The sequence below is a fragment of the Paraburkholderia madseniana genome, assembly GCF_009690905.1.
Lineage (GTDB): Bacteria > Pseudomonadota > Gammaproteobacteria > Burkholderiales > Burkholderiaceae > Paraburkholderia > Paraburkholderia madseniana.
On record NZ_VOSW01000091.1, the window covers coordinates 19,179 to 38,217 of the forward strand.

Sequence of the window (19,039 nt, forward strand, 5' to 3'; positions counted from 1 at the left end):
TTCTATTAGCCTGTTAGCTAGCCAATCAGCTAGTTTGCTTCTACCATGCAAGCGGCTAACCGGCGGCTCCTTCAGCGTCATCGCATGCTCGAAGTGGATGAGCGCCGCATCGCCATCCGCTGTTTCATTCCTGATAGTCATTTCGAATACCACGTGAACCGATCCGGTTCTTCGTGTGTCCGTCATCAAAATGCGTTGCAGGCCGTGTCATGCTTGAGCGAGCGTCTCATCATGCATCGGCTGGTCGTTTCCCTCCCATGTCCCACGCACGCGCGTCGAGTTTTTCCTGCATTCGCTGTTAACGATTTTCGTCGGGCGGCATGGCTTGTGCTGCCCGAATGGTTTGAGCGGTACGTTTCATCCACCTGCCGGCGACGGCAGACTTCATCCAGAAGGAGTCAGCAGATGAGCACGATCACCACGAAAGACGGTACGGAAATTTTCTACAAGGATTGGGGCAAGGGGCGCCCGGTTGTCTTCTCGCACGGCTGGCCGTTATCCGCGGATGCCTGGGACGCGCAGATGCTGTTCCTCGGCAGTAAAGGCTTTCGCGTGATCGCGCACGACCGGCGCAGCCATGGCCGTTCGGCGCAGACGTGGGACGGCAACGACATGGACACCTATGCCGACGATCTCGCCGCGCTGATCGAACACCTCGACCTGCAGGACGCCACGATGGTCGGCCATTCGACCGGCGGCGGGGAGGTCGCGCACTACATCGGCCGTCACGGTACGAAACGTGTGGCGAAGGCTGTGCTGATCGGCGCGGTGCCGCCGCTGATGCTCAAGACAGAGGGCAATCCCGAGGGCACGCCGATCGACGTGTTCGACGGCATCCGCAAGGGTGTCGAGGCGGATCGTTCGCAGTTTTTCAAGGATCTGGCGTTGCCGTTTTACGGCTATAACCGTCCGAACGCAAAGGTGTCGCAAGGTGTGATCGATTCGTTCTGGGCACAAGGCATGGTCGGTTCGATCAAGGGCTTGTACGACTGCATCAAGCAGTTCTCCGAAGTCGACTACACGGAAGACCTGAAGAAGATCGACGTGCCGACTCTGGTATTGCACGGCGACGACGACCAGATCGTGCCGATCGATGCCGCAGGCCGCAAGACGGCGAAGATCGTGAAGAACGCCACGCTCAAGGTCTACCCGGGCGGGCAGCACGGCATGTGCACGGTGGAGGCGGATAAGGTGAACGCCGATCTACTGGAGTTCATCGGCTCGTAATGCGTTGATGTAGCAAGTGCGGCTGGCGAAGGGAGATTATCCCGCGCTGGCCGCACCCGTACCCGCGTACGATGGCCGCCGCTCAGGCAGTTGGCCAGCCGATGCGCGCCGCTCGGCGCAACGTCGAGCGAACCACCAACCGGTGGAACGGAGCGATGGCGAGGATATAAAAACGCCCAAGCCCGTTGTGACAGTGCACGACCGTGGACAGAATCAGATAGCGCGCGCTGCCCTCGTGCGTATCGCGCGTTTGCTGCAATATCGAAAGCCGGAAGTCTAGATGGCTGTCGTTCTCGCCGAGAATGATCTCGCGTGCGCTGCGCGTGTAGATTCGGAAGATGTCGACCCGATCCCTTGAGCCGGGTGGATTCGCCATGCGCAACTGCTTCGACGTCTTGAGCCCGAAGCGGGCGACTAACGCATCACGCAGCCCCAGCAGTTTCGCTATCCATCCCGCCTGATGGGCGAACATAAAGCGCGCGAGCAATTCCGGGTCGTCGATCGCGTTGTCCGGCAAGCGGACGGCGTACGCGTCCGCGAGGTCCGGGGCATCGTATATGCGGGCCACGCCGGATTCGGCCGGCACGGCAACGGAAAGCACGGAACGGTGGGCATCTGGCATGGGATGGTGCTGCGCCGAAAGGAGAACGGGGTGGAAAGGGCGACTTCGCCGCGGGGCGCCGCAGTTCGATCGCGCGCATGCGCGTCAAGTCTACGCGTGCTCGACGGCGCGCGCTCAAGCATCGGTGCCCATCGAACCAACCGACCGTATGCGCTGGATGACGTATGGCCAGGCATTAATTTGCGCATCAAGTTATACGACGTCACATAAATTGAGTGTCACATAGGTACTTGTTTGCAAAAGATAAATCGCCAAGCGGCTGGCGTTTGTACGGGTAAATGCCTGGTTGAAATCCGCCTTGGAATCGAAGATAGTACGTTATCGTACAACTAAGGGCTGGTTCCAGCCCGTTGCCGCCACGGCTCGACTGCTTGCCGTCCTCCGGCTCTAATCGCTCGCGGCGCTGTAAAGGATCCTTATGAAGAAGATTGCCCTGAGTGGAGCCGGCGGCCAGCTCGGCTCGGTAGTGCGGACGGCGTTGGTCGGCCGCGGCATCCCCTTGCGTTCGGCCGCGGGTTCGAAGCCCCTCGTGCCGCTAGTGGAAGGCGAGGACGTGATGCACGGCGACCTGCGCGACCCCGCCGTCGTGGATCGCCTGCTGGAGGGCGTCGACGTGCTGATTCACTTCGCCGGCACGAGCGTGGAACGTCCGCTGCCCGAAATCATCGACAACAACCTGCGCGCGCTGGTCGAGGTGTACGAGGGTGCGCGCCGGCAAGGCGTTCGGCGCGTGGTGTTTGCCAGCTCGAACCATGCGATCGGCATGTATCCGGTCACCGACCATCTCAGTCTCGATTGCGCACTGCGCCCGGACGGTTTCTACGGCCTGAGCAAGGTGTGGGGCGAAGCACTGGCCAGAATGTATTGGGACAAGCACGGCATCGAGAGTATTTGCGTGCGCATCGGCAGTTGCCTCGAGCGGCCGACCGAGCAGCGACACCTGAGCACCTGGTTCGATCATCGAGACCTGCTGCATTTCCTCGACCGCTGTGTCGAGGCAGAGGACATCGGGTTCATCACCGTGTGGGGCGTGTCAGCCAACACACGTAGCTGGTGGGACAACAGCGGCGCCGAGCGCCTCGGTTATCAGCCGACTCAGGACGCCGAAGCCTACGCCGAGGAAATCCTGGCGCGGCCGAATCCGCTCGATGCCTTGGGTCAGCGTTACCAGGGCGGCAGCTTCGTCGGCATCGATTACTCGCGCGACGACGCAGCGAGCAACGACACCGCAGGCCAGCCGTCCTGATTGGTTAAGGAATACGAGGAGACACAGTCATGAAAATCAAGGGCATCCGCTGGTGGATGGTCAGCCTGGTCGCGGCCGGGCTCATCATCAATTACCTCGCGCGCAATACGTTGTCGGTGGCGGCGCCGACGCTGATGAAGGACCTCAACATTACGACCGCGCAGTATTCACACGTCGTGGTGGCGTGGCAACTTTGCTATGCATTCATGCAGCCGGTCGCGGGCTATGTGCTCGACACCGTCGGCACCAAGATCGGCTTCGCGGCGTTCGCGCTGGCCTGGTCGCTGGCCTGTGCCGCGGCGGCATGGTCGACGGGCTGGCGCAGCCTGGCGTTCTTCCGTGGCGTGCTCGGTATCGCTGAGGCGGCGGGCATCCCGGCCGGCGTCAAGGCGACGAGCGAGTGGTTTCCAGCCAAGGAGCGTTCCGTTGCGATCGGCTGGTTCAATATCGGCTCGTCCGTCGGCGCGTTGCTTGCGCCTCCGCTGGTCGTTTGGGCGTTGTTGCACGGGCAATGGCAATGGGCTTTCCTGATCGTCGGCGTGGCAGGGATTGTCTGGAGCGCGCTGTGGATGCTGCTGTACAAACACCCGCAGAAACAGAAGCTGTTGAGCGACACCGAGCGCGATTACATCCTCAGCGGGCAGGAGGCAAAGCACAGCGACGCCGGCGCGGTCAAACGCAGTTGGGCATCCATGCTCGGCAGCCGCGACTTCTGGGCGATCGGCATTCCGCGGATTCTTTCCGAGCCGGCCTGGCAGACCTTCAACGCGTGGATTCCGCTGTACATGATGACCGAGCGGCACATGAACCTGAAGGAAGTCGCGCTGTACGCGTGGATGCCTTTTCTTGCCGCAGATATCGGCTGTGTGCTCGGCGGTTACCTCAGCCCGCTGTTTCATAAGTACGCGAAGGTTTCGCTGTTCACGTCGCGCAAGATGGTGTTCGTCGTTGGCGCGCTCTGCATGATCGGGCCGGCTTGCGTCGGGTTGGTGGCGAGTCCTTACGCGGCCGTCGCGCTGCTGTGCGTTGGCGGTTTTGCTCACCAGACCCTGTCGGGTGCGTTGTACGCGATTACCTCCGACATGTTCGGCAAGAACGAAGTTGCCACTGCCACAGGCATGGGCGGCATGGCGGGTTACCTGGGCGCAGCGGCGTTCACGGCGCTGTTCGGCGTGCTGGTCACGCAGATCGGCTACAGCCCGTTGTTTGTGGTGCTGGCGGTATTCGACATCGTCGCGGCGGCTGTGGTGTGCCTGCTGGCCCGAAGCGGCGACAAGACGCCCGATCCGCGCTGGATGGCGGCGGGTGCTGCGGCCAGGTGAGTTGCGATTAGGGCCGGCGCTCGAAGCGCGCCGGGTAAAACAAATGGCGGCGTCCCTGGACGCCGCCATTTGTTTTACTTCCCGCTTAACGTTGATCGACGATCGTCGTGTTGCAAGTCGTCGAACCGATGATCACGTTATTCAACTTGCGGGCTTAGGCGGTCTTCTGGCCGATCTCGTGATTGGCGAGTATTTCGAGCGCGCGCACCATGGCGGAGTGGTCCCATGCCTTGCCGCCATGCGCCACGCAGGCGTTGAAGAGCTGCTGGCAGGTGGCCGTATTCGGCAAGGAGACGCCGAGCGCCTGGGCCGTCGAGAGCGCGAGATTCAGATCCTTCTGGTGGAGCTCGATCCGGAAGCCCGGGTCGAAGGTGCGCTTCGTCATCCGCTCACCGTGTACTTCGAGAATCCGCGACGACGCAAAGCCGCCCATCAGTGCTTCGCGCACGCGCGCCGGATCGACACCGGCTTTGGAGGCGAGCAGCAGTGCTTCGCCGACGGCCTCGATCGTCGCGGCGACGATCACCTGATTGGCCACCTTGCACACCTGGCCCGCGCCGACAGCGCCGATCAGCGTGACGTTCTTGCCCATCATGTCGAAGAGCGGCTTGACGCTATCGAAGGTTGCCGGCTCGCCACCCACCATGATGGTCAGCGAACCGGCCTTGGCGCCTACCTCGCCACCTGAAACGGGTGCATCCATATAGTCCGCACCGCGCTCACGCACGCGGGCCGCGAAGTCGCGAGTGGCCATCGGCGAAATCGAGCTCATGTCGACCACCGTCTGTCCTGGACGCAAGGCCTCGGCGAGGCCGTGTTCGCCAAACAGCACGCGTTCGACGTCCGGCGTGTCCGGCACCATGACGAAGATCACGTCGGCATGCGCGGCTACGGCGGCCGGGCTGTCACACGCGACGGCGCCGGCCTGGGTGAGGTCGTCGGGCACGCCGCTGCGCGTAAACGCCGCGAGGGACACGCCGTTCTTGAGAAGGTTGGCAGCCATGGGCTTGCCCATGATGCCGAGTCCGATAAAGCCTGCTTTTTGCATGGAAATCTCCGGAGATGTCATAGCGGCCGTCCTTACTTCCGGTCCGCCTGTTTCTGCATGAAGTGTTTTTGAACTGTCTGCGCGGCGGCTTTCAGCAGCCCCATATCGGCACAGACCGCGATGACGCGGCACCCCATCGAGATATAGCGCTCCGCGTCGGCCTGCACGGGCGCGAGGATGCCGCTCGGCTTGCCGGCGGCCTGTGCGCGTTCGAAGACGCGCGCTATCGCCTGTTGCACGTCGGGATGGTTCGGGTTGCCGATGTGGCCATAAGCAGCCGCGAGATCGGACGGGCCGACGAAAACGGCATCGACGCCATCCACGGCGAGGATCTCGTCGATATTATCGACCGCCTTGCGGCTCTCGATCTGAACGATGACGCAGACGTTGTCATTGGCGATGTCGAAGTAATTGGCTACCGTCGCGTAACGATTGCCTCGTTGGCTTACCGAGACGCCGCGGATACCCTGAGGCGGGTAACGCGTCGCGGCAACAGCGCGCACTGCGTCTTCGGCGCTATCGACGAACGGCACCAGAAAATTCGAGAAACCGCTGTCGAGGAGCCGCTTGATGAACACGCTGTCGTTGGCCGGCGGGCGCACCACAGGCGCGCTCGGGCTGTCCTTGAGCGCCATCAACTGGGGGATCAGCGTCAGAACGTCGTTCGGTGCGTGCTCGGCATCCAGCAGCATCCAGTCGAAGCCGACAATGCCAAGCAGCTCCGTAGCAATCGGGCTGGCAAGCGAAGCCCAGCAGCCGATCAGGGTTTCGCCGCCGCAGACGGCGCGGCGAAAGCTATTGGGCAAAGGCTGGTACGGCGTGGCGGCTGTCATGGGTGTCTCCTCGAGCTGCGATTGAGCGGGCAGGTAAGCTGGCAAGTTCCGACGTTTACTGAATGAAATGTTATAGGTCGTCGTACATCTTAATGAAGATTAGCATCGGCCTGACAGGTTGTAACGGTCACGTAAACCCGAATTCCTCGCGGAGCAAGGGTTTCAGGTTGCGCGTAGGTCACTCAATGTTGTAGGATGACCTATATCTGAGATATCCATCCAAGGAAAGCGAAATGTCTATTACCGGCGAAATGCTGATTGGCCGCAAAGCAGTGCGCGGCGAGGAAAAACCTTTGCGTGCGTTCAATCCCGCCACGGGATCCGATATCGCCGAGCCGGTGTTCGGCAGCGGCTCGGTCGCGAATGTCGAACTCGCCTGTGAACTCGCACAGAAAGCGTTCGACCCGTACCGGCATCTGCCGCTCACGGTGCGCGCCGAGTTTCTCGAGCGTATCGCGGACGGCATCACGGCGCTCGGCGACGCGTTGATCCAGCGTGCGTACGAAGAGTCCGGCCTGCCGAAGGCGCGCCTCGAAGGCGAGCGCGGCCGGACGACTGGCCAGCTCAAACTGTTCGCGCAAGTCGTACGCGCCGGCCAATGGCTCGCCGCCACGCTCGATTCACCGTTGCCCGAGCGCAAGCCGCTGCCGCGTTCCGACCTGCGGATGCAAAAGATTCCGCTGGGCCCGGTCGCCGTATTCGGCGCCAGCAACTTCCCGCTCGCGTTTTCGGTGGCGGGCGGCGACACTGCAGCGGCGCTTGCGGCGGGCTGCCCGGTGGTGGTGAAGGCGCATCGTGCTCACCTGGGTACCTCCGAGATGGTCGGCCGTGTGATTCAGCAAGTCGCGCAGGACATGGACTTGCCTGAAGGAGTGTTCTCGATGATCGTCGGCGCCGGCAATTCCGTCGGTGAAGCACTGGTCGCGCATCCGGCGATCAAGGCGGTGGGCTTCACGGGTTCGCGCGCAGGCGGCACGTCGCTGATGCGCGTCGCGGCCGCCCGGGCCGAGCCGATTCCGGTCTACGCGGAAATGAGCAGCATCAACCCGGTGTTCCTCCTGTCGAATGCGCTGTCGCAACGCGGTGAGACCATCGCGCGTGGCTTCGTCGATTCGCTGGTGCTCGGCGCGGGGCAGTTCTGTACCAACCCGGGGCTCGCGATCGCTGTCGACAGTGACGCACTCAAAGGTTTCGTTGCAACGGCGTCCGAGGCGCTGAGCGGCAAGCCGGCGCAGACCATGCTGACTGCCGGCATTCATGCGGCCTATGAAGAGGGCGAGGACAAGCTGGCGGCGACGCGAGGCGTCGAGGCAATTGCCCGGGGCATTGACGCGACCGGACCGACGCAGGCTTGCGCGGCCCTGTTCGTGACCGACGCGCTGACCTTCCTGTCCACGCCGGCGCTGGAGGACGAGGTTTTCGGGCCTGCGTCGACCATCGTGCGCTGCAAGGACGAGCAGGAGTTGCTCGCCGTTGCCGAACACTTTGACGGTCAGTTGACCGCCACGGTGCAAATGGATAGCGCGGATCTCGCGGCGGCGAAGAAGCTGGTGCCGATTCTCGAGCGCAAGGCCGGCCGGATTCTGGTCAACGGTTTCCCGACCGGCGTCGAGGTTTCGCACGCGATGGTGCATGGCGGCCCGTTCCCGGCCACGTCCGATAGCCGGGCGACGTCAGTTGGGACGACGTCGATCGAACGCTTCCTGCGCCCGGTGTGCTATCAGGATTTCCCGGCCGATCTGCTGCCGGAAGCGCTGGCCGACGCCAACCCGCTGGACCTGTGGCGCCGTCGTGATGGCGAGATTACGCGCAGCTAAACGATGCTGTAAGCGGCGCCCAGGTGGGCGCCGCGTGAGACAAAAAAATGGCCGGGATATCCCGGCCATTTTTGCATTCAGCGTGATGAATCAGCTATTTGCTTCAGCCGTTTCGTTGGCGCGCCGCAGCCGCTCGCGGCTATTCGACAGATGCATACGCATCGCCGCACGCGCGCCTTCGGCGTCGTGCCGCGTGATCGCCTCGAGAATGCTTTCATGCTCCAGGTTAACGAGCGACAGATACGCATCGGGTTCAGCACGCGCGATCCCTGCCGAGTCGAGCCGGTTGCGCGGAATCAGCGCGCTACCCATTTGCGTGAGGATGTCGACGAAATACCGGTTGCCGGTTGCGCGCGCCACGGAGATATGAAATTGCAGGTCGGCATCGACACTATCCAGCCCGTTGTGGCGGGTGGCTTCGATCGCGTCGAGCGCGGCGCGCATGCGCGCGAGATCGTCCGGCTTGGCCCGTTGAGCGGCGAGACCCGCGCATTCCGTTTCGAGGCTGATGCGCAGTTCCAGGATCGACAGCACGTCGCGCAAGGTGGTGGCGGGCACCATGTCGATGCCCAGCTTTTCGCGTTGCGGTTCCAGCACGAAACTGCCGATGCCATGGCGCGTCTCGATGATTTTGCCCGCCTGCAAGCGTGAAATCGCTTCACGGATGACGGTGCGGCTCACGCTCAGCGTGACCATCAATTGCGATTCGGTCGGCAGTTTGTCGCCGGGCTTCAAGGCGTTAGACGCGATTTGCTCGGTGACGTAGCTGACGACAAACTCGGCAAGATTGCGCGCGCGCCGTGGCGGTGCTGCGGATGCCAGTGGTGTAGCCATCGAAAACGCCCCTTGAATCAAATAGTTGCAGGTACTTCCTGCGATTCATTATACCGTCGTCTGACGACTGATTATATAAACGCCGGATCATTTTCGGCATTGGTGTCGGACCTGGCGTCGATGCCCGGTTTCAGGCGCCTGGCGGACAAGCCGCGTTATTTGCAGGCGCCCCCGGGAAGTACGATAACAGCCTGACTGCTAGCCCCGGCGCAATTCGACCCGTTTGATGTCTTTCACGATCACGAGGTAGCTGAACACCGTCAGCAAGGCATTCAGGCCGACGAAAACCAGCGCGCCGTTGAACGATCCGGTCTTCGCGACGAGATAGCCGATCACGATGGGCGTCACGATGCCGGCGACATTGCCGAACATATTGAAGATGGCACCGGACAGACCGAGGGCCTCTTTCGGCGAGGTATCCGCCACGACAGCCCAGCCGAGTGCGCCGATGCCCTTGCCGAAGAACGCGAGCGACATGAGCGCGACGACGATCCAGTCGGTCGACACGTAGTTGCAGCCGATGATGCACACCGACAGCAGCATGCCGCCGACAATCGGCACCTTGCGCGCGATGGTGAGCGAATGTCCGCGCCGGATCAGCCCGTCGGACAGAATGCCGCCCAGCACGCCACCGGAGAATCCGCAAATCGCGGGCAGCGATGCCACCAGACCCGCCTGCAGAATCGTCATGCCGCGCGCCTGCACGAGGTAGATCGGAAACCAGGTCAGGAAGAAGTAGGTCAGCACGTTGATGCAGTACTGGGCGAGATAGACGCCGAGCAGCATGCGATTGGTCAGCAACTGACGCACCAGCGACCAGCCACCGGTGCTGGCGATGTCCTCAGCCCGGGTGGCTTTCGTGTGCCCGTTCACCACGCCGCCGCCCTGTTCGATGTAGTCGAGTTCGGCGCGCGAGACACGCGGATGATCGGCGGGGTTCTTCATCACCTTCAGCCAGGTGAGGGCGAGTAACAGTCCGGCCGCGCCCATCACGAGGTAGACCGCGTGCCAGCCGAACGCATGGGTGAGCCACGCCATCAGCGGCGTGAAAATGACTGCCGCGAAGTATTGAGCCGAATTGAAAATGGCGGAGGCGGTGCCGCGTTCGTTGGTGGGAAACCAGCTTGCCACGACCTTGGCATTGGCCGGAAACGCCGGCGATTCAGCGGCGCCCATTGCAAAGCGCAGCACGAACAGCGCGGTGACGGCTGCGGCTGCACTGCCCAGCAGACCGATCGAGCTTTGCAGCAGCGTAAACAACGACCACAGGAAAATGCTCGCCGCGTAGACGCGCCGCGCGCCGAAGCGGTCGAGTAGCCAGCCCGCTGGCAATTGCGACAGAACATAGGCCCAACTAAACGCGGAGAAGATGTAACCCATCTTGATCGCGTCGAAGCCGAACTCGGCACGCATCGCGGATCCGGTTACCGAGAGCGTGGCGCGGTCCGCGTAATTGAATGTCGTGATCACAAAGATCAGCAACAGAATCGCGTAGCGGACCTTGGTGCGCTTTGCGACGTGGGCGGGGCTCGCGGTGCGGCTCATTTCCATCGTCATCTCCTGAATTTTTATCAGTGAAAAAGCGCCCGGCGACGTTGCCGTCCCGGGCGCTCTTTACGGTGCCGCGTGCTCGAGCCAGGTTCGGCCAGGTTCGCGCGGCTTGGCGCCTTGCTGCATTACTGCGCGCCGAGCTTCTTGATCAGCACGTCGAGTTGCGCCATTTCTTCTTCGGTCAGATCGGTCAGCGGTGCGCGCACCGGACCTGCGCTGTGGCCAACCAGCTTCGCGCCGGCCTTCACGATGCTGACCGCGTAGCCCTGGCGGCGGTTGCGGATCGCCAGATACGGCAGGAAGAATTCGTCGATCAGCTTGCCGACGGTCGCGTGGTCGTCCGCGGCAATCGCGCGGTAGAAGTCCATCGCGGTCTTCGGGATGAAGTTGAATACGGCCGACGAGTACACCGGCACGCCCAGCGCCTTGTAGGCCGCTGCGTAGACTTCAGCGGTCGGCAAGCCGCCGAGGTACGAGAAGCGGTCGCCAAGGCGGCGACGGATCGACACCATGTTCTCGATCTCGCCCACGCCGTCCTTGAAGCCGATCAGGTTGGGGCAGCGCTCGGCCAGCCCTTCGAGCATGTCGGCGTTAAGCTTGGAGTTCGCGCGGTTGTAGATGATCACGCCCAAGTTCGGCACGGACTTGCAGACTTCTTCCGCGTGCGCCGCGATGCCTTCCTGGCAGGCTTCGGTCAGGTAGTGGGGCATCAGCAGAATGCCGTTCGCGCCGTGACGTTCAGCTTCCTGGGCATAAGCAATTGCGACACGGGTCGGACCGCCGGCACCGGCGAGAATCGGTACCTTGCCTTTGCAGACTTCGGTTGCCGTACGCACGACGTTCGAGTAGTCGTTATGCGTGAGCGAGAAGAATTCGCCCGTGCCGCCGGCGACGAACAGCGCCGACGCGCCGTAAGGCGCGAGCCATTCGAGGCGCTCGGCATAGGTGTCGGCGCGGAAATCGCCTAGTTCGTCGAAGTCGGTAACGGGGAAGGACAGAAGGCCTTCGGAAACGATCTGCTTCAGTTCCTGCGGTGTCGTCATGATGAGTATCCAGGGCGTCGAATAGGGTCGGTATTGAGAAATGATGATTTCTTATACGTCATCGTACAACAACAATTCGGCTAACTCAACGGTGTTTTCACGGCATAATGCGCGCCATAGGGTAAATACGGAACGTCTGTGCAATCTTTCATGTTGTAGGATGACGTATGAATGATTGGCGCAACAGTTGGCGCAACGATTGGCGCAGCAGGCGTGAATTCGCCACAAGGATCGATGTCATGGAACAAACCCCGCTCTACATTCGCGTTCACCCCAATGACAATGTCGCGATCGTCGTCAACGACGGCGGTCTGGGTGAGGGCGCCGTATTTCCCGATGGCCTCGCGCTGCGCGAGCGTGTTCCGCAGGGGCACAAAGTCGCGCTGGCCGATTTCGCAGAAGGCGACGAGGTCATCCGCTACAACGTGGTGATCGGCTACGCGCTCAAGGATTTGCCGAAGGGTAGCTGGATCAACGAGCACGTGATCCGTATGCCGAGTCCGCCGGGGCTGGAAGATTTGCCGATCGCCACCATCAAGGCGCCGGAGATGCCGCCGCTCGAAGGCTTCACGTTCGAAGGCTATCGCAATGCCGACGGCTCGGTCGGCTCGCGCAACATTCTGGCGATCACGACCACGGTGCAATGCGTGGCCGATGTGGTTCAGCACGCGGTCACGCGCATCAAGACCGAACTGCTGCCGCACTATCCGAACGTCGACGATGTTGTGAGTCTCGGCCACACCTATGGTTGCGGCGTCGCGATCGACGCCCCGGACGCAATGGTGCCGATCCGCACCGTGCGCAATATCAGCCTGAATCCGAACTTCGGCGGCGAAGTGATGATGGTCAGCCTCGGTTGCGAGAAGCTGCAGCCTGAACGCCTGATGCCGCCGGGCACGATTCCGATTGCCGCTGCAGCGAATGTCGCCGAAGTGGCCGACATCGGCGATGTCGAAGCCGATCTGAACGGCGACGTGGTGGTGCTTCAGGACGAGGCGCACGTCGGCTTCCAGTCGATGATCGAGTCGATCATGAGAATGGCCGAGGGCCATCTGAAGCGCCTGAACAATCGCCGCCGCGAGACCTGCCCGGCCTCCGATCTGGTGATCGGCGTGCAGTGCGGCGGCAGCGATGCATTTTCCGGGCTGACCGCCAATCCCGCCGTGGGCTTCGCCACCGATTTGCTGGTGCGCGCCGGTGCGACGGTGATGTTCTCCGAAGTCACCGAAGTGCGCGACGGTGTCGATCAACTGACGGCGCGCGCGGCCAACGCGGACGTGGCGGCTGCGATCATCCGCGAGATGCAGTGGTACGACGATTATCTGAAGCGCGGCGGCGCGGACCGCAGCGCCAACACCACGCCGGGCAACAAGAAGGGCGGCTTGTCGAACATCGTTGAAAAGGCGATGGGCTCGATCATCAAGTCGGGCAACTCGGCCATCTCCGGCGTGCTGTCGCCCGGTGAAAAGGTCAAGCAGAAGGGGCTGATTTACGCGGCCACGCCGGCGAGCGATTTCATCTGCGGCACGCTGCAGGTCGCGGCGGGCATCAACCTGCATGTATTCACGACCGGCCGCGGCACGCCGTACAGCCTCGCTGAAGTGCCCGTCATCAAGGTCGCGACGCGCTCCGATCTCGCGCGCCGCTGGCACGATCTGATGGATATCAACGCCGGTACCATTGCGACCGGTGCCGCGACGATCGAAGACGTGGGTTGGGAGCTGTTCCGCCTGATGCTCGACGTCGCAAGCGGCCGTAAGGAGACCTGCGCGGAGAAACTCAAACTCCACAATGCGTTGGTGCTGTTCAATCCGGCGCCGGTGACCTGATAGTACCGATCGTAACCACGACAAAGACTGAGACATGACTGACTCGAACCTTGACCGCCCGGCGGCGCAGAAACCTTTCCGCCGTCTTCTGCTTACCGGCGCTGCCGGCAACCTCGGCCAGCAGTTGCGCGGTGCGCTCGCTGCGTGGGCCGATGTAGTGCGCGTCACCGATATCGCGCCGCTGGGCGAAGTGGCGGCGCACGAAGAAGCATCGATCGTGGACCTCGCGGATGAAGCCGCCGTTCATGCGCTGCTGGAAGGCGTGGATGCGGTCGTTCATCTGGGCGGCATCTCCGTCGAAGCGCCGTTCGAAGATCTGCTCGAAGCGAATATCCGCGGTCTGTACAACCTCTATTCGGCCGCGCAGAAGCAGGGCGTGAAGCGCATCGTGTACGCGAGCTCGAATCATGCCGTGGGTTTTCATCCGACGACGTCGGTGGTCGATATCGACGCGCCGCTCCGTCCCGACAGCCTGTATGGCGTGACGAAGTGCTTCGGCGAATCGCTGTCGCGCTATTACTTCGACCGCTTCGGTCTCGAGACGGTGTGTCTGCGGATCGGCTCGTCGTTCGAGCAGCCGAAGAATCCGCGCATGCTCGTCACTTATCTGAGCTTCCGCGACTTTATCGAACTGGTGCGTTGCTCGCTGTTTACCAACCGGGTCGGGCACGCAATCGTTTATGGCGTCTCGGATAACCGGACCAAGTGGGTCGACAACACCAAGGCGGCGTTCCTCGGTTTTCGTCCGCAGGATAGTTCGGTCGAGTTCGAGCACCTCTTTCCGATCACGGCGCCTACCGCTGACCTCGACGATCCGACGCAGCATTTTCAGGGCGGCCCGTTCGTGCTGGCCGGTCCGATGGAGCCGAAGTGGTGAGCGGCATGGCGAACCCGCGGGTGGAGCGTGTCGAGGCGGCAGGGCAGGCGCCCGCGTCAGTCGGCGAGAGCCCGGTATGGCGTGCCGCTGAACAGGCGCTCTACTGGGTGGATATTCCTGCGCAAAAGATCGTGCGGCTGCGGCTCGAAGCGGCTGAGCGCACCGAGTGGCAATTGCCGGAGAAGGTGGCGTGCATCGCTTTCGATCATCGCGGCACGGTGCTGGCGGGCTGTGAGACGGGGCTCTTTGCGGTCACGCTGACTGAAGGCGCGCCCCGCGGCGAAGCGATGAAGGTGACGGGCAGAAAGCTCGCCGCGCCGCGCTTCGCCTTCGACGATATGCGCTTCAACGATGGCCGTTGCGATCGGCAAGGGCGCTTCTGGTCCGGCACGATGGTGCAGGACATGGCAGCGGCAAATCCTGCGGGCGCGCTCTATCGCTTCGATGAGCGCGGCCTGTTGTCGGCGCCGGTTGTCGAAGCGTTGATCACGCAAAACGGTCTGGCGTGGTCGCCGGACGGCGCCACGATGTATCTGTCGGATTCGCATCCTCTGCGCCGGCAAATCTGGGCGTTCGATTACGACATCGAAGCGGGCGAGCCGCGCAATCGGCGCGTATTCGCTGACCTGCATGATTACGCCGGGCGTCCTGACGGCGCGGCCGTGGACGCCGACGGCTGCTACTGGATTTGCGCAAACGACGCCGGCCTCTTGCTGCGCTTTACACCGCAAGGCAAGCTCGATCGGCAGATTGCCGTCCCAGCCGTGAAGCCCGCGATGTGCGCGTTCGGCGGCCGGAATCTGGACACGCTGTTCGTGACGTCGATCCGTCCCGCGACGGGCGCGAGTGAACACGACGGCCACCTGTTCGCCGTTCGGCCCGGCGTGACCGGGTTGCCCGAGCCCGAATACGCGGGCGAACTCTGAATAAGCGACGTGAATGAGGTGGGGCGCCGGGGAATTAGCACGTCGGCGCCCAACAGTCGCAGCCTTTTATTCATCACTTGTCGTACAACATAGTGGCAAAAATGCCACTTTCGGGTCATCTTCCTCTCTACGAAAAATATAAATCCGCGATGTGGGGATTTTGCTTAATCTCCCTTCTGGCATGGCTTTTATGTTGGATTTTGACCCGGAAACTCTTACGTCCAACCCGCTGTCGTGCGGGTAAATACCGGCTGTACAACTCAAACCACGTTTTATAGACTTCATATGTCGTCGTACAACATATGAGCCCAAACAAATTCCTTTCGAGATAGCTTTGGGCTCCCGGACAAAGAGGCCAGTGTTCTCTACGCGCATGACCAACGCGCGCGGGATTCATGCCGAAGCAGTCGAAGCAAAGAAGTCGAGTTGTCTGACAGGAGTGCTGAGCATCTGTGCCGGGGAAGTAGAACAGGCCAGCACGGCAAACCGCTCGCTACCCACAGGGGTTGCGTGCGTGGAGCCGGGAGACGCATCAAAACCATGTCGCATCCGTGAGCGGCCTTCCGTGAGCGACCCCGCGAAAGCGGTCCTTCGCAAGCGGTCCTCCGCATCCGGATGATCTAATTTCAAGGAATGTCACGATGAAAAACAAGTTTGCCTCTTCCCGTGTTTCGATGATTGTCGCGGCCTCCGTGCTGGCATTCAGCACCGTGTCGGCACACGCGCGCGTGTTCCGGGTGTCGGACGTGCATGGCGACACCTATCCGACCAATATGGCCGTGAAATACATGGGTGAAGAAATCAGCAAGGCAACCGGTGGCAAGGATTCCGTGAAGGTCTTCGGCAACAGCGCGCTGGGTTCCGAAAACGACACGATCGATCAGGTGCGCATCGGCGCACTGGACATGGCGCGCGCCAACGGTGCCGCATTCAACGAGATCGTGCCTGAATCGATGATTCCGTCGCTGCCGTTCCTGTTTCGCGACATCGACCATTTCCGCAAAGTGATGTACGGCCCGGAAGGCCAGAAGATTCTCGACGCCTTCAAGGCGAAGGGCATGATCGCGCTGACGTTCTATGAGAGCGGCGCGCGCTCGATGTACGCGAAGAAGGCCATCCATTCGCCCGCCGATATGAAGGGCCTCAAGGTGCGCGTGCAGCCGTCGGATCTGATGGTCGACGAAATCAGGGCGATGGGCGGCACGCCGACGCCGATGCCGTTCGCCGAAGTCTATACGGGCCTGAAGACGGGTCTGGTGGATGGCGCGGAAAACAACCTGCCGTCGTACGAAGAGACCAAGCACTTCGAAGTCGCGCAGGTCTATTCCGAAACCCAGCATTCGATGACGCCGGAAGTGCTGGTGTTCTCCAAGAAGGTGTGGGACACGCTGACGCCGCAGGAACAGGACATCATCAAGAAGGCGGCGGCTGACTCCGTGCCTTACTACACGAAGCTGTGGACCGCGCGTGAAAGCGACGCGGCAAAGACGGTCACCAAGGGTGGCGCGACGATCGTTACCGCGTCGCAGATCGACCGTCCTGCTTTCGTGAAGGCGATGCAGCCGGTTTGGGCGAAGTATGAAAAGACGCCGCAAATGAAGCAGCTCGTCGACGAAATCCAGGCAGTCAAATAAGTTTGGACGTAACGCGGTGGGGAAGGGCCGTGCAGCACGGGCTGCCGGTTTTTCCCACGGTGCGGTTTCCTGAGCCGGTGAGGCTTGGCAGGATTCCTGAAGATCAAATATAAGTCCGCCGTATGCAAGGATGGGGTCAATGAGATTCATGAAACGCCCAAACGATTTTCTCTTCCGCGTGCTGGTGGTCGTGGCGTCGGCGAGTCTCGCCACGCTGTGCCTGTTGGTGATTTATAGCGTCGTGATGCGCTATGTCTTCAGCGATGCACCGGATTTTGTCGAACCCATTGCCCTCCTGCTGGTGATTGTGATCGCCATGTTCGGCGCCGCGCTCAAAGTTCGCGAGGGCGGCCACATTGGGCTCGACTCGCTAGTCAAGAAGCTGCCGCCCAAAGGCCAGACGATCGCCCATGCGTTCCAGCATATTTGCCTGATCGTGCTGGCCGTGGCGATTTTCTTCGGCTGCTGGCAGATGGCGGAGACGACGATGGACGACAAGATCCCGATCCTGGGCCTTCCGGAAGCGCTTCGATATTTGATTCCGGTCATTGCTAGCGCCTGCATCGCTCTGTTCTCGTTCGAGAACCTGCTGGGGCTTTTCGCACAGAAACAAAAATAGAAGAATCATGGAACTTGCCATCCTCTCAGTTAGTTTCCTCGTTTTCCTCGTATTCGGGGTTCCTGTTTCGTTCGCATTGGGACTCTCGTGCGTCCTGACGTATCTGTATGAGGGGTTGCCGGCGGCTACCGCCATGCAGTCGATGATTTCGGGAATGAACGCGTTTTCGTTTCTCGCGGTCCCGTTCTTCATTTTCTCCGGCGAGTTGATGCTGCACGGCGGTATCGCCGACCGCATCCTGCGCTTTGCGCAGGCCACGGTGGGCCATTTCCGCGGTGGGCTCGGCATGGCTAACGTGGTCGCGTGCACGCTGTTCGGCGGCGTGTCCGGTTCGCCGACGGCAGACACCTCCGCCATGGGCGGCGTCGTCATTCCGCTGATGAAGCGCGAAGGCTACAGCGCGGCCTATGCGGTCAACGTGACAACCCATTCGTCGCTGGCCGGCGCGCTGATGCCCACCTCGACGAACATGATCATCTATGCGTTCGCGGCCCAAGGCATCACCGGGACGTTGAACGGTCACCCGATGAGCGGCGTGTCGATCGGCGATCTGTTGTTTTCTGGTCTGTTGCCGGTGCTGTGGGTGATGGGTTTCGTGCTCATCGCCGCGTACTGGCAGGCGGTCAAGTTCGGCTATCCGCGCCGCCCTGACGGCTCGACCGAATTGCAGCGCTTTCCTGGCTGGTTCGCGGTGGCCCGCACGTTTCTGGGTGCATTGCCCGGTTTGATGGTGATCGCGATCATTCTGGTCTGCGTGGCCAAGGGTATTGCTACAGCGACGGAAGCCGCCGCTATCGCAGTGGCTTATTCGCTAGTGCTGACGATCGTCATTTATCGCACGATGACGATGAAGAAGCTCTTTCATGCGCTGTCCAAGGCCGCTAAAACTACTGGCGTGGTGTTGCTGCTGATCGGCGTGTCGAACATGCTGCGCTATCAGATGGCCTATCTGGAGATTCCCGACGCCATCGAACACATGCTCGATGGGGCAACGAGCTTGCCATGGTTGATGCTGCTTTACATCAACATCATCCAGATTTTCCTCGGCACGTTCGTCGACATGGCCGCGCACATCCTGATCACCACGCCCCTGTTCCTGCCGATGGCGATGCATGCCGGCGTCGGCCCCGTTCAGTTCGGGATCATGATTTTGCTGAATTGTGCATTGGGTCTCGTGCATCCGCCGATCGGGTCGGTGCAGTTCATCGGCTGCGCGATCGGCAATGTGTCGATAGGTGAAACCACCAAGGTGGCGTGGCCTTATTACCTGGCTATCTTCAGCGCGATCAACATCGTGACGTACGTACCGATGTTCTCGACGTGGTTGCCTAGCCTGATCAATGGTCACCCGGTGTTTTGAACGCTTGATTAAAAGTCGGCGCCGGTGTGGCACTGCCAGATATGACAAATAAGTTTTTTACAGAGGAGCAGAAATGAAAAAGGTAATAGCAACCTCGGCCCTTGGGTTGGTCGCCCTCGGCGCACACGCTCAGAGCAGTGTGACGCTGTACGGGATCGTCGATGCGGGGATTGGTTATCAGAGCAGCCAGACGTCGCTTGGTTCGACGAGTGGCGGTCGCTCGGTGATCAAGATGGTGAACGGCATCTGGG

General features: G+C 61.5%; 17 protein-coding genes. 11 read left to right on the forward strand and 6 right to left on the reverse strand.

The genetic code is table 11. The features are described 5' to 3' along the window. Positions 1-405: 405 nt before the first annotated feature. Positions 406-1,227 (forward strand): alpha/beta fold hydrolase, encoded by an 822-nt coding sequence (locus FSO04_RS34745; protein WP_054040238.1) that lies wholly within the window; start codon positions 406-408, stop codon positions 1,225-1,227. Between the two features lie 82 nt (positions 1,228-1,309). Here FSO04_RS34745 and FSO04_RS34750 read toward each other — a convergent pair whose 3' ends face one another. After that, a complete protein-coding gene (locus tag FSO04_RS34750) occupies positions 1,310-1,849 on the reverse strand; it encodes a DUF2867 domain-containing protein (RefSeq protein WP_154566051.1) in 540 nt (179 codons plus the stop codon). 418 nt (positions 1,850-2,267) lie between these two features. On the opposite strand from FSO04_RS34750, the gene FSO04_RS34755 reads away from it, so the two are divergent. Both FSO04_RS34755 and FSO04_RS34760 read left to right on the forward strand, forming a co-directional pair. Further along, on the forward strand, positions 2,268-3,095 hold the full coding sequence (locus tag FSO04_RS34755; RefSeq protein WP_154566052.1) for an NAD-dependent epimerase/dehydratase family protein: 828 nt from the start codon (positions 2,268-2,270) through the stop codon (positions 3,093-3,095). Between the two features lie 29 nt (positions 3,096-3,124). Further along, positions 3,125-4,417 carry an MFS transporter gene (locus FSO04_RS34760; protein ID WP_154566053.1) on the forward strand — a complete coding sequence of 431 codons (1,293 nt, stop codon included), beginning with the start codon at positions 3,125-3,127 and terminating at the stop codon, positions 4,415-4,417. Between the two features lie 154 nt (positions 4,418-4,571). On the opposite strand, the gene FSO04_RS34765 is transcribed toward FSO04_RS34760, so the two are convergent. Both FSO04_RS34765 and garL read right to left on the reverse strand, forming a co-directional pair. Continuing rightward, positions 4,572-5,486, reverse strand: a complete 915-nt coding sequence (locus FSO04_RS34765) for a 2-hydroxy-3-oxopropionate reductase (RefSeq protein ID WP_154566054.1) — start codon at positions 5,484-5,486, stop codon at positions 4,572-4,574. An 11-nt stretch (positions 5,487-5,497) separates the two neighbouring features. Continuing rightward, complete coding sequence (gene garL, locus FSO04_RS34770) at positions 5,498-6,298, reverse strand: 2-dehydro-3-deoxyglucarate aldolase (protein WP_154566055.1); 801 nt, start codon at positions 6,296-6,298, stop codon at positions 5,498-5,500. A 233-nt stretch (positions 6,299-6,531) separates the two neighbouring features. Here garL and FSO04_RS34775 point away from each other — a divergent pair, with 233 nt between their 5' ends. Beyond that, positions 6,532-8,115 (forward strand): aldehyde dehydrogenase (NADP(+)), encoded by a 1,584-nt coding sequence (locus tag FSO04_RS34775; protein WP_154566056.1) that lies wholly within the window; start codon positions 6,532-6,534, stop codon positions 8,113-8,115. A gap of 90 nt (positions 8,116-8,205) precedes the next feature. Here the strand turns inward: FSO04_RS34775 and FSO04_RS34780 are convergent, their stop codons facing one another. From FSO04_RS34780 to kdgD, 3 genes are all read right to left on the reverse strand, one after another. Further along, entirely contained in the window at positions 8,206-8,949 is a 744-nt protein-coding gene (locus tag FSO04_RS34780; RefSeq protein WP_154566057.1) for a FadR/GntR family transcriptional regulator, read from the reverse strand. A 198-nt stretch (positions 8,950-9,147) separates the two neighbouring features. Then, positions 9,148-10,500, reverse strand: a complete 1,353-nt coding sequence (locus FSO04_RS34785) for an MFS transporter (RefSeq protein ID WP_154566058.1) — start codon at positions 10,498-10,500, stop codon at positions 9,148-9,150. Between the two features lie 125 nt (positions 10,501-10,625). Next, a complete protein-coding gene (gene kdgD / locus FSO04_RS34790) occupies positions 10,626-11,543 on the reverse strand; it encodes a 5-dehydro-4-deoxyglucarate dehydratase (RefSeq protein WP_154566059.1) in 918 nt (305 codons plus the stop codon). 239 nt (positions 11,544-11,782) lie between these two features. On the opposite strand from kdgD, the gene garD reads away from it, so the two are divergent. The 7 genes from garD to FSO04_RS34825 all read left to right on the forward strand — a co-directional run. Beyond that, positions 11,783-13,372 (forward strand): galactarate dehydratase, encoded by a 1,590-nt coding sequence (garD, locus tag FSO04_RS34795; RefSeq protein WP_154566060.1) that lies wholly within the window; start codon positions 11,783-11,785, stop codon positions 13,370-13,372. Positions 13,373-13,406: 34 nt separating this feature from the next. Then, on the forward strand, positions 13,407-14,249 hold the full coding sequence (locus FSO04_RS34800) for an NAD-dependent epimerase/dehydratase family protein (RefSeq protein WP_154566061.1): 843 nt from the start codon (positions 13,407-13,409) through the stop codon (positions 14,247-14,249). Next, the gene (locus tag FSO04_RS34805) at positions 14,246-15,175 is read left to right on the forward strand and encodes an SMP-30/gluconolactonase/LRE family protein (protein ID WP_171927940.1); all 930 of its coding nucleotides are present in this window, start codon (positions 14,246-14,248) and stop codon (positions 15,173-15,175) included. Before FSO04_RS34800 ends, FSO04_RS34805 begins: the two co-directional genes overlap by 4 nt. A 641-nt stretch (positions 15,176-15,816) precedes the next feature. After that, on the forward strand, positions 15,817-16,809 hold the full coding sequence (locus FSO04_RS34810) for a TRAP transporter substrate-binding protein (protein ID WP_154566063.1): 993 nt from the start codon (positions 15,817-15,819) through the stop codon (positions 16,807-16,809). A gap of 139 nt (positions 16,810-16,948) precedes the next feature. Next, on the forward strand, positions 16,949-17,428 hold the full coding sequence (locus FSO04_RS34815) for a TRAP transporter small permease (protein ID WP_054040219.1): 480 nt from the start codon (positions 16,949-16,951) through the stop codon (positions 17,426-17,428). A 7-nt stretch (positions 17,429-17,435) separates the two neighbouring features. Further along, positions 17,436-18,788, forward strand: a complete 1,353-nt coding sequence (locus FSO04_RS34820; protein ID WP_154566064.1) for a TRAP transporter large permease — start codon at positions 17,436-17,438, stop codon at positions 18,786-18,788. Positions 18,789-18,861: 73 nt separating this feature from the next. Next, on the forward strand, positions 18,862-19,039 hold a 178-nt coding region (locus FSO04_RS34825; protein ID WP_154563721.1), incomplete at its 3' end, for a porin.

Coding starts and splice junctions, on each gene's coding strand:
- FSO04_RS34745 (WP_054040238.1), top strand. CDS start 406: ATGAGCACGATCACCACGAAAGACGGTACGGAAATTTTCTACAAGGAT.
- FSO04_RS34750 (WP_154566051.1), bottom strand. CDS start 1,849: ATGCCAGATGCCCACCGTTCCGTGCTTTCCGTTGCCGTGCCGGCCGAA.
- FSO04_RS34755 (WP_154566052.1), top strand. CDS start 2,268: ATGAAGAAGATTGCCCTGAGTGGAGCCGGCGGCCAGCTCGGCTCGGTA.
- FSO04_RS34760 (WP_154566053.1), top strand. CDS start 3,125: ATGAAAATCAAGGGCATCCGCTGGTGGATGGTCAGCCTGGTCGCGGCC.
- FSO04_RS34765 (WP_154566054.1), bottom strand. CDS start 5,486: ATGACATCTCCGGAGATTTCCATGCAAAAAGCAGGCTTTATCGGACTC.
- garL (WP_154566055.1), bottom strand. CDS start 6,298: ATGACAGCCGCCACGCCGTACCAGCCTTTGCCCAATAGCTTTCGCCGC.
- FSO04_RS34775 (WP_154566056.1), top strand. CDS start 6,532: ATGTCTATTACCGGCGAAATGCTGATTGGCCGCAAAGCAGTGCGCGGC.
- FSO04_RS34780 (WP_154566057.1), bottom strand. CDS start 8,949: ATGGCTACACCACTGGCATCCGCAGCACCGCCACGGCGCGCGCGCAAT.
- FSO04_RS34785 (WP_154566058.1), bottom strand. CDS start 10,500: ATGGAAATGAGCCGCACCGCGAGCCCCGCCCACGTCGCAAAGCGCACC.
- kdgD (WP_154566059.1), bottom strand. CDS start 11,543: ATGACGACACCGCAGGAACTGAAGCAGATCGTTTCCGAAGGCCTTCTG.
- garD (WP_154566060.1), top strand. CDS start 11,783: ATGGAACAAACCCCGCTCTACATTCGCGTTCACCCCAATGACAATGTC.
- FSO04_RS34800 (WP_154566061.1), top strand. CDS start 13,407: ATGACTGACTCGAACCTTGACCGCCCGGCGGCGCAGAAACCTTTCCGC.
- FSO04_RS34810 (WP_154566063.1), top strand. CDS start 15,817: ATGAAAAACAAGTTTGCCTCTTCCCGTGTTTCGATGATTGTCGCGGCC.
- FSO04_RS34815 (WP_054040219.1), top strand. CDS start 16,949: ATGAGATTCATGAAACGCCCAAACGATTTTCTCTTCCGCGTGCTGGTG.
- FSO04_RS34820 (WP_154566064.1), top strand. CDS start 17,436: ATGGAACTTGCCATCCTCTCAGTTAGTTTCCTCGTTTTCCTCGTATTC.